This window comes from Rhodopseudomonas palustris, assembly GCF_003591005.1.
Lineage (GTDB): Bacteria > Pseudomonadota > Alphaproteobacteria > Rhizobiales > Xanthobacteraceae > Rhodopseudomonas > Rhodopseudomonas palustris_K.
The window spans coordinates 1-12,430 of record NZ_QYYD01000026.1 but is presented as its reverse complement, the minus strand read 5'-3'; the positions used below and the strand labels follow the sequence as shown (position 1 = coordinate 12,430).

The window sequence follows — 12,430 nt, the reverse complement described above, 5'->3', positions numbered from 1 at the left end:
AGCACGGCGCGTCGCATTCAGCACACCACGTCGTCGCCCGGCTTGTCCGGGCGATCCAGTATTCCAAAGTGCTTGTGGTGTGCGCTTCGTTCAACAACCTGCCCTCTGCCAAACTGGATCCCCCGCATGCGCGGGGGATGACGGTCGTGATGTGGCGCTGACGCCGCCAACGAACAACCTCCTCAGGCGGCCTTGCGCTGGTGTTTGCCTTCGCGGATCTCCTCGATGATCTTGGCCGAGAACGCCTCGAGGTCGCCGGGGTTGCGCGAGGTGATGACGCCCTGGTCGGTGACCACCGCGGAATCTTCCCACTTGGCGCCGGCGTTGATCACGTCCTGCTTGATCGAGTTGTACGACGTCATCTTGCGGCCCTTGGCGATGCCGGTGTCGATCAGCAGCCACGGCGCGTGGCACACCGCCGCGACGGTCTTGCCGGCGTCGTAGAACGACTTGATCAGCTTCAGCGCGTCCGGGTTGACGCGCAGCAAATCCGGGTTGATCTGCCCGCCCGGCAGCACGATCGCGTCGTAATCCTCGGCTTTGACCGAGCCGAGCTGCTTGTCGACCTTGACCGGGCGGCCCCAATCCTTGAGGTCCCAGCCTTTGATCTCGCCCTGCTCGGGCGACACGATATCGACCTGCGCGCCGGCGGCTTTCAGACGATCACGCGGCACTTCGAGTTCCGACTGCTCGAAGCCGTGGGTGGCGAGAATGAGGACGCGCTTGCCATCGAGCGGATTGGCCATGGCTGTATCTCCGTGTTTTGCTATGCGGCGCCCCCGCCTGCGGGCCTAATCGACGACGCAAGTGATCGTTCCGGCCCCGCGTCGGACGCTGCAGCCGCCGTCTGGCTCGGCCAGAACACCGCCAGCCAGACCGTCGGCACGCCGTCCGCCGTGGCCTCGACGCGGTGGCGGCAGTGCGCCGGGAGATCGACCCAGACGCCGGGCACCAGCGCCACCTCGCGTCCGTCGTCGAACCGCAGGATCGCCGAGCCGGACAACAGCACGACGAACTCGTCCTCGGCCTGGTCGTACCAGAAGCCGTCGGGGCTCGATTGCCCGAACGAGACGATGCGCTCGATGCGGACGCCGCCGCGCGCCAGCAGCGTGTCGAGCGCTTCGTCCGGGCCGGCGGGCGGCAGCGGCTGCAACAGATCACCGGTCTGCATCGACCACCCTCCTCAATCCGGCTGCCCCGCAGTGCAGCGCAATTTGACGCCTGTTATCAAGGCAATTGGCTTGTGTTTCGCCGCAGCCCGTTTCATACCGCAACGGCCCGCGCCGGCCGAAACGCCTGCGCGTTCTGCCCGGCGGCTGCGCTCGACCAACGGACGATCCGGCCGCTCCCGCCTTTTGTCCGGCGTCAAAGAAGACGGCGGCCGTTCGGCGTCGGATCCCGGCGGGGCGCGTACGGAGTGCTCTGGACCGGCGGTCCTCACTCAGCCATCGTGACCGGAGTTTTCCGTGCGCCCTGCCGTCATCGCCGCGACCGGCCTCTACACCCCGCCCGACAGCGTTTCCAACGCCGAGTTGGTCGAGGCGTTCAACACCTATGTGGCGAACTTCAACGCGGCCCATGCCGACGCGATCGCGGCCGGCGAAATTCAGCCGCTGGCGCCGTCGTCGAGCGAATTCATCGAGAAGGCGTCCGGCATCAAGTCGCGCTACGTCGTCGCCAAGCCCGGCATCATCGATCCCGCCATCATGCGCCCGGTGATCCCGGAGCGGCCGAACGAGGAGATCTCGATCCTCGCCGAGATCGCCCTCAAGGCGGCCGAAGAGGCGCTGGAGCGCTGGGGCAAGCCGCGCGAGAAGATCGGCGCGGTGCTTTGCGCCTGCTCCAACATGCAGCGCGCCTATCCGGCGATGGCGATCGAGGTGCAGAACGCGCTCGGGCTCGGCGGCTTCGCGTTCGACATGAACGTCGCCTGCTCGTCGGCGACGTTCGGCCTGAAGACCGCGGCGGATTTCGTCGGCGGCGGTTCGGTCGACGCGGTGCTGATGGTCAATCCGGAAATCTGCTCCGGCCATCTCAACTTCCGCGACCGCGACAGCCACTTCATCTTCGGCGACGTCGCCACCGCGGCGATCGTCGAGCGCGCCGACGACGCTGATGGCGGCTGGGACATTCTCGGCACAAGACTGAAGACGCAGTTCTCCAACAACATCCGCAACAATTCCGGCTTCCTCAACCGCGCCGCGCCGGAAGGCCGCGACAATGTCGACAAGCTGTTCGTGCAGCAGGGGCGGAAAGTGTTCAAGGAAGTGGTGCCGATGGTATCGGACATGATCATCGACCACGCCCGCGAACTCGGCCTCGATCCGCACGCGCTGAAGCGGCTGTGGCTGCACCAGGCCAATATCAACATGAACGAGATCATCGGCCGCAAGGTGCTGGGCCGCGACCCGACGCCGGAGGAAAACGTGATCATCCTCGACGATTACGCCAACACCTCGTCGGCCGGCTCGATCATCGCCTTCCACAAGACCTCGGACGATCTCGCACAAGGCGACCTCGGCCTGATCTGCTCGTTCGGCGCCGGCTACTCGGCCGGCACGGTGTTCGTGCAAAAGCGCTGAGCGCGCGGCCCGCGCCGGCTCATGACGGCGCCGCGTCGCGGGGCCGGGCGGCACGGGGTGGGTCACGCCGATGGCGTGAGAGCGCGCTCCATTCGGCAGAATCACTGCCGTGATCCTGAGAGCCCGCCTCAAAGCGTAGGCCAAATCCTCGGCGACATTTTGCAGTCGGTTAGTTTGCTCGCAAAGTCCGTCATGGCCGGGCTTGTCCCGGCCATCCACGCCTTTTCTGCATGTCCGGCGGCAAGGCGTGTATGCCCGGCACAAGGCCGGGCATGACGCAGTGCCCGAAATCAGAGGGCGTATTTTCGGCCAGGCGCCGAGGTGCCTGATGGGCCGCGCTGTGCGCGGCGCTGCGGGCCTCGAAGGATGAGCCGCGAACACCTTGGCCGCATCCTTCGAGGCGCGCTGCGCGCGCACCTCAGGATGACGGCTCCGCACTCGAGGAGGCGTCGTTGCTTCGATCAATCGATCGAGCGCATCAGCCGGCCGCATCGAATTCGATCCGCGCGGTGGTGCCGTGCGCGGCCTCGTAGCTGATCGTGCCGCCGAGCTGGGCGGCGAGGCTGGTGATGATCTTCATGCCGAGGCTGCCGCCGTCGGCGGGGATCGCGCCGGGGACGCCCGGACTCATCCCCCGGCCGTCATCGGCGATTGTCAGCACCATGCGGTCGCCAGCTTGCACGAGGCTGAGCGCGATCGAGCCGCGGCCGTCCGGAAAGGCGTGCTTCAGCGCGTTGGTGATCACTTCGACGGCGATCAGCGACAGCGGCGTCAGCCGTGTGAGATCGAATTGCACCGGCGGCATGTCGATGGTGACGCGAACATCCTTCGCCCCCGCGGCCTCGAGCAGCTGCGCGCACAGGTCGCGAAAGAAATCGCCGACCGGGCGGCTGACGCTGGCCGGATCGTGCAGATAGCGGTGGATACGCGACATGGTGTCGAGCCGCACCCGGGCGTCGTCGAGCGCCGTCAGCATCGCGGCCGGATCGTCGCCGGCGCGCTTCTTATAGAGCCGCAGCATCGCCGAGACGAACTGCATGTTGTTGGCGACGCGGTGCTGCAGCTCCTGGAACATCGTGCGCTGCTGCTCGTACAAGAGCGCCGTCTCCTCGGCGTCTTCGCGCAGCCGCGCCGCCGCCTGGTGCATGATGTGGATCAGCGCTATATCGACCGCGACGATGAACAGATAGAACGCCAGCGCGATCGCGGTCGGCGACGTCATCTCGAACGAATAGAACGGCGGGATGAAGAAGTACCAGGCCGCCAGCCCGCTCAGCACCGCGCAGACGATGCCGGGGCGCAGCCCGAAGAAGAACGCGATCAGCACCACCGCCGGGAAGAACGTCAGATACGGAAAGCCGGCCGGCAGCGCCGGATCGATCACCAGCCGCACCAGCAGCGCCAGCGCCGTGGCCACCACCGCGGCAAGATCGCCGACCACGCCCAGCGTGCGCAGCCGCCGCGTGGCGTAAATGATGTCCCAGACTTTCAGCCGCGCCACTGCAAACTCGTTGGATTCGTCTCGATCCGCGCAGTCTATGGCGGAAACGCCGGCAAATGCCCAGCGCCAGCCGCCCCGCCCGCCGCAGCGCCAAACTGTCGCGCCCGCGCCGCGGCCGTCGGGACTGAGCTGTCCGGCGGAGGCTGGGCTGGTTCGCAATCAGCGCTCGGGCCGGTGGTTTCCTGCGGCCGGTCGGCGTGCAGGCGCTCCATCCCTTGCGCCAGCGATGGGCGTCGGGACCACACGATTTGGGCCGGCGCGCAATGGCGATGCAGATGGGGCGCATCTCCGCCCCGGCCCGCACCGCACAGCGTCGTCGTCCACGCGTCGGTCGGCGGCTCCATAGACCCCGCGGCCGAGCCCTCCGGACTCACTGCCCCGCGGCCCCCTGCCGCCTTCCCCCGCGCGCGACGCTGCCGCGTCCACCGCACCCGCCCCGCGACAAGTGACGATCGCGAGCCGCCCCTCGGGAGTGGAGCGGGATGGATAGGAATACAAAGCAAATAGGAATCTTGTCGAGGAGACAAAAGCGTGCAGAAGAACTCCACGTCTTGCTTCGGAGGAGCGGTCAACTCATCATTCCCAGTCAGATTCGCCCAAAGAGATTAGCAATGCCAAAGACGTTCGAGCAAGCCCATCTGCAGGCGATCGCCGACGCATTGGGAGACACAGAAATCGGGCTCACGGGTTCGGAAATAGCTAACCTACTAAGTGCGTGTGGGATAAACGACGTCGCGCCAACCCTGTCAAAACGACATCGCTTGTACAATGCCTTTGCGCATCTGCAAAATGCGAAGCAGGATCGCGTCCCGATCCTCGCTTTCATAAGACGCGCGATGAGGCCGGCACGGTTTGTTCGGCAACAAGAACGCTACGAACCCATGCGAAGACACCTGAATGTTGCGCTGGCATTTGCCGGCTTGGCGGTAAAGGAATCTGGAGAACTGGTAGGCGTTGAGGAAGCGGACACTTTAACAGAAGCTAAACGACGGGCATCCGAACTCCGTGGCGATCTTGAGCTCAGAAACGTGCATCCCGATGTATTGCAATTCTGCAAAGAGGAGCTGTTGGCAGAGAATTACTTTCATGCGGTTCTCGAAGCGGCAAAAGGCGTCGCCGACAAGCTACGCGAGCGGTCAGGCCTTTTCGATGATGGAGCCACACTCGTTGATCGAACACTAGGGGGCACTCCACCGCTTCTAGCCATCAATGACTGGAGTACAGAGAGCGAAAAGTCAGAGCAGCGTGGATTCTGCAATCTCGTGAAAGGGCTATTTGGCATGTTCCGCAATCCCATGGCACATGCTCCGCGGATAAATTGGGCAATTAACAAGGAAGACGCCGAAGAGGTTTTTACGCTGCTTTCACTTGCCCACAAACGCATCGACTCATCTCGGATGCTGCCGAGGGTATAATCGTCGACATTTTCGATGAGTCCGGAAGGAATAGAATAAACACCGATCCTCCTTTGGAACGTGGGATCAGACAATCGCGACTCTCACGGAAGGCGCGAGACGCCGACATGCAATGGGCACACTTCTGTTGCCTGAACAGTATCTAAACTGCAGCTTGTGCAATTAGAAAACTGCCTCGGATATGATCATATGGCCAAACGAATCCTCACGATCGGGATCGAGCTCGCTTCTCCGAACGTCGAAGGCTGCGAATTTGTAGACAGAATCTCTCTTCTTGATTGGGACATTGTGTTGTTCAGGCCGGTAATTGACCAGCGATCTGTCGCAAATCCCGGATTGCGCTTCGCTGCATCCGGGCTACCGACTTGCCGAGTCCGTGCTCGTGTCGCCCTCACCCCGGCCCTCTCCCGCAAGCGGGAGAGGGAGCGGGCTGCGGCTCTGCTCCCCTCCCCCTTGCGGGGAGGGTCGGGGTGGGGGCGCGGGCACTGAGCCTGCGTCGCCCTTCCCCCGGCGCTGCGCTCAGTCGGGCATCAAGGCTTCGCTGCCTTTCGGTCTATCATTCCGCCCGCAGGCGGCCAAGCTAGGCCATGCCGGCGTTGGCGGGTTTCAATACCGTGCACAGCCAGGACATCGATCCCTGGGACGTTTTGGCCTCGTCGACGACCGTCAGCTTGGTCTTGGCTTCGCGCAATACGGCGAGCGAGCGACGCGAGTTGGTGTAGGTCGATACGATGATGCAGCCGCCGGGCTTGAGCGATCGCGCGTATCGCTCGAGCGAGCCGACCGGGTCTTTCAGGTAGTACAGCGACTCGTTGAACACGATGACGTCGAAAAGACCGTCCGGCTCATGAACGTCGCCGTCGCCCTGCGCGAAATGCGTGCGATCGTCGTTATGACATTGCAATTGCCGGATCGCCACCTCCGAGATGTCGATCCCGACATAACGCTGATAGCCGAGCGCCTTGAATCGGCTGAACAACACGCCGTCGCCACAGCCGACATCGAGATATTCGCCGCCACCCCGGAATGCATCCATGTAGCCGATGATCGTCCAGTAGCGGCTGTTTTCGTGCAACTGCGCGATATAGGCCCAGCGGCCGTCGCCGTATTCGGCGTCCCAGGTCGCCTTTTCCTTCGGACTATCGCCGAAGCCCTGCGCCCGCTCCCATTGCCCGACCGCACGCTCCAGCACCCGCCCGAACGGCAGCCGCGCGAGCCCGAACGCGTAGTGGGCCGCACGTACCCGTCGCCAAAAGTGATATTTGAGCGTCGCAGGCATCGGCAAATCTTGCATCGTCAGCCACCAAGTGGCAAGCGCCGGCCCAAGCGTCCGTCGCGACAGCGTGACGCAGACATTGCTGCGGCGTCGATAGTCGCGAGCAGCGGCCCGCCGTCCGGAATTGCACAGTCAGGGCTTGTGTCGCCCCAGCCCACTCCCGCAAGCGGGAGAGGGAGCGCGCTGCGGCGCGGGGTAGGGTCCGGGGGGAGAACGTCGGGGATGGTAAACGATGCGTGCTACGCCGCGCGGGACTTGTCCTTGATGCGCCGGATCTCGCGCATCTGCGCCGAGAAATCCTCCAGCGCCGCGACGGCGCGCTCGCTCAGGCCTTCGCGGGGAAATTCCCGTACCAGCACTTCCAGCGCTTCCCCGATGCGGCCGAGCTGGCGACCGTAGGAGCCGACCTCTTCGAGGATCTGCGACTCGGTCTGCGGCGCCGAGGAGCGGCCGAGATTGATCGACAGCAGGCTGAACTGATTGCCGAACACGCTGGTAAACCAGCGCCACGGATTGATCACCTGCGCGACGCCGCCGGACAGCGGCGCGGCGCCGCCGCCTGCCGTCGGCAATTCGGGATCAGTGAACGACACGGGCGCGAGCATCTGGGCCATGGGAGCCTCCCTGCAATGACGTTGGTCAGCACAAACGCCACGATGATAGCCCAAAGCCGCCGCCCCGGCGTCCGGTTATGCACGGTCAACCTGGGCGGCGGCGGGGTCCCGGGACAAGCCCGGGCATGACGGCGTACTACAGGTCAGCTTCCCGCCCGCCGTCGAGCAGGCCCCAGACCTGGCGGGCGATCATCAGGTCTTCGTCGGTCGGGATCACCCAGACCGCGACTTTGCTGTCGGCGCGGCTGATCCGGCCTGCGCCGGAGACCGCCGCATTGGCATCCTCATCGAGCGCGACGCCGAGCCATTCGGCGTGGGCACAGGCGCGGCGGCGGATCTCAGGAGAGCGCTCGCCGATGCCGGCGGTGAACACCACTGCGTCGAGGCCGCCCAGCGCCGCGCTCAGCGAGCCGAACTCACGGCCGATGCGATAGACGAACAGCGCGATGGCGTCTGCGGCGCGCGGGTCGTCGCTCGCCAGCAGCGTGCGCATGTCGTCGCTGATGCCGGAGACGCCGAGCAGGCCGGACTGGCGATACAATAGGTCGCTGATCGCCTCGGGCGTCATGCCTTTCTGCTGCAACAGATACAGCACCACGCCGGGATCGAGCACGCCGGTACGCGTGCCCATCACCAGGCCGTCGAGCGCGGTGAAGCCCATGGTGGTGGCGACGCTCTTGCGCGCCCGCATCGCGCACATGCTGGCGCCGCCGCCGAGATGCGCCACGATGATGCGGCCTTCAGCGAGCTCGGGGCCGACGACGTCCGGCAGCCGGCTCGCGATATACGCGTAGGAGATGCCGTGGAAGCCGTAGCGCCGCACGCCTTCGTCGGTGATCGCGCGTGGCAGTGCGTACCAGGTGGCGAGCTTGGGCAGGCGATGGTGAAACGCGGTATCGAAGCAGGCGATCTGCGGCAGCTTCGGGTGCAGCCTGGCCAGCGCCTCGATCGCCGCGACGCTGTGCGGCTGGTGCAGCGGCGCCAGCGGGATGTAGCTGCGCAGCCGCTCGATCACGCCGGCATCGACCCGCGCCGGCGCGTCGAACTGATCGCCGCCGTGGACGACACGGTGCCCGGCGGCGGCGATCCGCCGGTCGGGGAAGCGCTGTTCGATCCAGCCGAACAGCGCCGCGATGGCGTCGTCATGGCCGGCGCCTTGCGGCAGATAATCGTCGTGCAGTGTCGCGCCGTCGCGGTCGACCACCTTGTGGTGCGGCCGGTGGCCGAGGCTGCCGATGCCGCCTTCGCAGATCAGGCACTCCTGGGTCGGCTCGGTATGCGCCTCGTACAGCGCGAATTTGATACTGGACGAACCGGCATTGAGGACGAGGAGAACGTCGCTCATGCGGTCCCTCCGGTCGGCAGGCTGGGCAACGCGGCGGCTCTGTGGCGCGCCAGCAGCAGGGCGATCGCACAGGAACTGAGCCGGGCCAGCGTCTTGTCGGCCCGGCTGGTGAGGATGATCGGCACCCGGGCGCCGAGCACGATGCCGGCGACGTGCGCGCGCGCCAGATATTCCAACTGCTTGGCCAGCATATTGCCGGCCTCGAGGTCCGGCACCACGAAGATATCGGCGCATCCCGCGACCGGCGAAACGATGCCTTTGGTTTTGGCGGCCTCCACCGACACCGCATTGTCGAAGGCCAGCGGCCCGTCGAGAATGCCGCCGGTGATCTGGCCGCGCTCCGCCATCTTGCAGAGCGCCGCAGCATCCAGCGTCGAGCGGATGCTCTCGGTGACGGTCTCGACCGCGGACAGGATCGCCACCTTCGGCTGCCCGATGCCGAGCGCATGCACCAGGTCGATCGCGTTCTGGATGATGTCGCGCTTGTCGGTCAGCGTCGGATAGATATTGATCGCCGCGTCAGTGACGAACAGCGCCCGCGGGTAGTCCGGCGCATCGATCGCATAGACGTGGCTGATGCGCCGCGCGGTGCGCAAGCCGTGCTCCGGATCGACCACCGCGCGCATCATCTCGTCGGTGTGCAGCGCGCCCTTCATCAGCGCCTCGACCTGGCCGGCGCGGGCCATCGCGACCGCCGCAGCGGCCGCCGCGTCGCTGTGCTCGGTGGCGACGATCTCGAAGGACGACAGGTCGAGATCGGCCTGCCCCGCTGCGGCCCGGATTTTCGCGACCGGGCCGACGAGGACAGGCACGATCAGTCCGGCACGGGCCGCCTCGACCGCGCCGAGCAGCGACGGCGTATCGACCGGATGCACCACCGCGACCCGCAGCGGCTGCAGGCCCTGGGTCATCTCGATCAGCCGTTCGTGCCGCCGCGCCGCCGGATGCAGATCGAGTTCGGGCAATTGCACGCGCGCGCGCGAAATCTTCTCGCTCGGGGCGATCACCTCGGCGAGACCGACGATCACCTCGTCGCCGTTCTGGTTGGTGGCGCGGCAATCCAGCAACAGCCGCTTCTTGGCGTCGTTCTTTTCCTTGACCTTGACGCACACCGTGACGGTGTCGCCGAGCAGGACGGGTCGGACGAAGCGCAGCGACTGGTCGAGATAGATCGTGCCGGGGCCGGGCAATTGCGTACCAAGCAGCGTCGAGATCAGCGAGCCGCCCCACATGCCGTGCGCCACCACCTGATGGAAGTGATCGCTCTTGGCGAAGGCGGCATCGACATGCATCGGATTGACGTCGCCGGACATCACCGCGAACACCTCGATGTCGCGATAGGTCAGCGTCCGCACCAGGCTCGCGGTGTCGCCCACCGCGATCTCGTCGTAGGTGCGGTTCTGGATCTGCTCCATGAATTTCTCCAGCCGGCGCTCAGCCGACGACGTGATAGCCGGCGTCGATATATTCGATGTTGCCGGTCAGGGCGCGGGCAGCATCGCCGACCAGGAAGGCCGCGACATGACCGACATCCTCGATGCTGACCAGCTGATGCGCGGGCGCGCGGGCGCGGGTGCGCTCCATCAGTTCGTCGAACCGGCCGATGCCGGACGCGGCGCGGGTTTTCAGCGGCCCCGGCGACAACGCGTGGACGCGGATCCGTTTCGGCGCCAGCTCGGCCGCCATGTAGCGTACCGAACTCTCCAGCGCGGCCTTCACGGGGCCCATCAGATTGTAGTCTTCGACCACCTTCTCGGAGCCGTAGAACGTGACGGTGAGCAGGCAGCCGCCATCCGGCATCAGCGGCTCGGCGAGCCGCGCCATGCGGATGAAGGAGTGGCAGGACACATCCATTGCCATCGCAAAGCCGGCCTGCGAGCAATCGACTACGCGGCCGTGCAGATCGTCCTTCGGCGCGAAGGCGATCGAGTGCAGCAGAAAATCGAGCCGTCCCCAGCGCGCGGCGATCTCAGTGAACACCGCTTCGAGCTGGCCCGGCTCGCGCACATCGCAAGGCAGCACGATGTCGCTACCGAGTTGGTCGGCGAGCGGCGCCACATAGGGCTTTGCCTTGCCATTGAGGTAGGTGACGGCCAGTTCGGCGCCGGCATTGCGAAACGCCTGGGCGCAGCCGAACGCGATGCTGTCGGCGTTGGCGATGCCGACCACCAGGCCCTTCTTTCCTTGCAGCGTCATGCGACATCCCCGATCCAACGTCTGGTCAAATCCCTACCGCGTTCGGTGTGTCATGCCCATGACTGCGGCCGTTCGACCATCGACGGATGCATGCGGGCCACAGGGTGATCGGCTGCGGACGTCGGCATACTACTTCGCGAGTTGCCGCCGCAGCTTGAGCAGTTCCTTCCGCCGCGCCGGCGAGGTCTCCGGATAGGACATTTTGAGCGCCTCCATGGTTTCCAGAATGACCTGCGACACGATCAGCCGGGTGTTCTGCTTGTCGTCCGCCGGGACGACGTACCACGGCGAGTCGTCGGAACTGGTTTCGGTGAGGCAGTGCTCATACGCCTTCATGTAGTCGTCCCAGTATTTGCGCTCCTCGATGTCCGCTTCGCTGAACTTCCAGTTCTTGTCGGGCTCGTCGATGCGCGCCAGGAAACGCTTGCGCTGCTCCTCCTTGGACAAATGCAGGAAGAATTTGACGATCCGGGTGCCGTTGGCGTGCAAATGTTTCTCCGCGTCGCGGATCGAGCGGTAGCGTTTGTGCCAGAATTGCTTGCCGAATTCCGTGCCGTTCGGCACCGCCTCGCTGAGCAGGATGTTGGGATGAACTCGGACGATCAGCACCTCCTCGTAGTAGGAGCGGTTGAAGATGCCGATGCGGCCGCGCTCCGGCAAATCGCGGGTGGTCCGCCACAGGAAGTCGTGCTTCAGCTCGGTGGCGCTGGGGTGCTTGAAGCTGAACACCTGGCAGCCCTGCGGATTGACGCCGGACATCACGTGCTGGATCGCGCCGTCCTTGCCGGCGGCGTCCATCGCTTGGAAGATCAGCAGAATGGCGTGGCGATTGCTGGCGTAGAGCAGTTTTTGCTGGTCGGCCAAGCGGGCGACGTGGCTGCGCAGCATTTCCTGGTAGTTTTCCTTGGATTCATAGTACGGGTCGACCAGAGTAGGCCACTTGTCGAGGTCGACCTTGCTGCCTTCCTCGACGCGATACTGCTTGGTCTTGATCTTCATCACGTCTTTCCACTTCCCGTCGGACCCGCGTGAGCGGGCTCTCGGCGGAATATAGCCCTCTCTGGCTTGAAGAGCACCCACCCCTCCGCCGTCAATGACGGTGCCTGGGAGAGCACCCACCTCTCCCCCTCATTCCGGGGCGCCCGCCCTTCGCGGGCGAACCCGGAATCCAGAGGTTGTGGAAACGCCGGAGTCGCAGAACCCATCGAGATTCCGGGTTCGCGCTACGCGCGCCCCGGAATGACGGTGCCTGGGGAGAGCACCCACCTCTCCCCCGTCAATGACGGTGCCTGGGGCGACACCCCACCTCTCCCGGTCATTCCGGGGCGCCCGCACTTCGCGGGCGAACCGGGAATCCAGACGTTGTGGAAACGCCGGAGTCGCAGAACCCATCGAGATTCCGGGTTCGTCGCTCCGCGACGCCCCGGAATGATGGGGTGGACGGCCCCCGAACGGCATCGATGTGCCAGACTGAGGTTGTCGTAACTTCAGACGAGGGAGC

Annotated in this window: 11 protein-coding genes; 2 read left to right on the top strand and 9 right to left on the bottom strand. The window is 65.2% G+C overall.

The window, feature by feature from the left end; translation table 11 throughout:
• Positions 1–182 precede the first annotated feature (182 nt).
• Together D4Q52_RS21260 and D4Q52_RS21255 are read right to left on the bottom strand one after the other, a co-directional pair.
• A complete protein-coding gene (locus D4Q52_RS21260; RefSeq protein ID WP_119858577.1) occupies positions 183–746 on the bottom strand; it encodes a type 1 glutamine amidotransferase domain-containing protein in 564 nt (187 codons plus the stop codon).
• Positions 747–766: 20 nt separating this feature from the next.
• Positions 767–1,171 (bottom strand): cupin domain-containing protein, encoded by a 405-nt coding sequence (locus tag D4Q52_RS21255; RefSeq protein ID WP_119858576.1) that lies wholly within the window; start codon positions 1,169–1,171, stop codon positions 767–769.
• Positions 1,172–1,466: 295 nt separating this feature from the next.
• Here D4Q52_RS21255 and D4Q52_RS21250 point away from each other — a divergent pair, with 295 nt between their 5' ends.
• Positions 1,467–2,582 carry a beta-ketoacyl-ACP synthase III gene (locus D4Q52_RS21250; protein WP_119858575.1) on the top strand — a complete coding sequence of 372 codons (1,116 nt, stop codon included), beginning with the start codon at positions 1,467–1,469 and terminating at the stop codon, positions 2,580–2,582.
• A gap of 478 nt (positions 2,583–3,060) precedes the next feature.
• Here D4Q52_RS21250 and D4Q52_RS21245 read toward each other — a convergent pair whose 3' ends face one another.
• The gene (locus D4Q52_RS21245) at positions 3,061–4,083 is read right to left on the bottom strand and encodes a sensor histidine kinase (protein ID WP_349627420.1); all 1,023 of its coding nucleotides are present in this window, start codon (positions 4,081–4,083) and stop codon (positions 3,061–3,063) included.
• A gap of 611 nt (positions 4,084–4,694) precedes the next feature.
• Between D4Q52_RS21245 and D4Q52_RS21240 the strand changes: the two genes are divergently transcribed.
• Positions 4,695–5,498 carry a TIGR02391 family protein gene (locus tag D4Q52_RS21240; protein ID WP_119858574.1) on the top strand — a complete coding sequence of 268 codons (804 nt, stop codon included), beginning with the start codon at positions 4,695–4,697 and terminating at the stop codon, positions 5,496–5,498.
• Between the two features lie 580 nt (positions 5,499–6,078).
• On the opposite strand, the gene D4Q52_RS21235 is transcribed toward D4Q52_RS21240, so the two are convergent.
• The 6 genes from D4Q52_RS21235 to D4Q52_RS21210 all read right to left on the bottom strand — a co-directional run bounded on the left by D4Q52_RS21235 (position 6,079) and on the right by D4Q52_RS21210 (position 11,928).
• On the bottom strand, positions 6,079–6,777 hold the full coding sequence (locus tag D4Q52_RS21235; RefSeq protein ID WP_182915398.1) for a class I SAM-dependent methyltransferase: 699 nt from the start codon (positions 6,775–6,777) through the stop codon (positions 6,079–6,081).
• Positions 6,778–7,013: 236 nt separating this feature from the next.
• A complete protein-coding gene (locus D4Q52_RS21230) occupies positions 7,014–7,388 on the bottom strand; it encodes a hypothetical protein (RefSeq protein ID WP_119858572.1) in 375 nt (124 codons plus the stop codon).
• A 136-nt stretch (positions 7,389–7,524) separates the two neighbouring features.
• On the bottom strand, positions 7,525–8,733 hold the full coding sequence (locus tag D4Q52_RS21225; RefSeq protein ID WP_119858571.1) for an acetate/propionate family kinase: 1,209 nt from the start codon (positions 8,731–8,733) through the stop codon (positions 7,525–7,527).
• Positions 8,730–10,148, bottom strand: a complete 1,419-nt coding sequence (locus tag D4Q52_RS21220) for a bifunctional enoyl-CoA hydratase/phosphate acetyltransferase (protein ID WP_119858570.1) — start codon at positions 10,146–10,148, stop codon at positions 8,730–8,732. The genes D4Q52_RS21225 and D4Q52_RS21220 overlap by 4 nt, the downstream gene beginning before the upstream one ends.
• Positions 10,149–10,167: 19 nt before the next feature.
• Complete coding sequence (gene fabI, locus D4Q52_RS21215; RefSeq protein ID WP_119858569.1) at positions 10,168–10,929, bottom strand: enoyl-ACP reductase FabI; 762 nt, start codon at positions 10,927–10,929, stop codon at positions 10,168–10,170.
• A 129-nt stretch (positions 10,930–11,058) separates the two neighbouring features.
• Positions 11,059–11,928, bottom strand: a complete 870-nt coding sequence (locus D4Q52_RS21210) for an ADP-polyphosphate phosphotransferase (protein ID WP_119858568.1) — start codon at positions 11,926–11,928, stop codon at positions 11,059–11,061.
• Between the last annotated feature and the right edge of the window lie 502 nt (positions 11,929–12,430).

What these genes read in the sequence shown, in the direction of transcription:
- D4Q52_RS21260 (WP_119858577.1), bottom strand. Translation starts at nt 746, where the DNA reads ATGGCCAATCCGCTCGATGGCAAGCGCGTCCTCATTCTCGCCACCCAC.
- D4Q52_RS21255 (WP_119858576.1), bottom strand. Translation starts at nt 1,171, where the DNA reads ATGCAGACCGGTGATCTGTTGCAGCCGCTGCCGCCCGCCGGCCCGGAC.
- D4Q52_RS21240 (WP_119858574.1), top strand. Translation starts at nt 4,695, where the DNA reads ATGCCAAAGACGTTCGAGCAAGCCCATCTGCAGGCGATCGCCGACGCA.
- D4Q52_RS21235 (WP_182915398.1), bottom strand. Translation starts at nt 6,777, where the DNA reads ATGCCTGCGACGCTCAAATATCACTTTTGGCGACGGGTACGTGCGGCC.
- D4Q52_RS21230 (WP_119858572.1), bottom strand. Translation starts at nt 7,388, where the DNA reads ATGGCCCAGATGCTCGCGCCCGTGTCGTTCACTGATCCCGAATTGCCG.
- D4Q52_RS21225 (WP_119858571.1), bottom strand. Translation starts at nt 8,733, where the DNA reads ATGAGCGACGTTCTCCTCGTCCTCAATGCCGGTTCGTCCAGTATCAAA.
- D4Q52_RS21220 (WP_119858570.1), bottom strand. Translation starts at nt 10,148, where the DNA reads ATGGAGCAGATCCAGAACCGCACCTACGACGAGATCGCGGTGGGCGAC.
- fabI (WP_119858569.1), bottom strand. Translation starts at nt 10,929, where the DNA reads ATGACGCTGCAAGGAAAGAAGGGCCTGGTGGTCGGCATCGCCAACGCC.
- D4Q52_RS21210 (WP_119858568.1), bottom strand. Translation starts at nt 11,928, where the DNA reads ATGAAGATCAAGACCAAGCAGTATCGCGTCGAGGAAGGCAGCAAGGTC.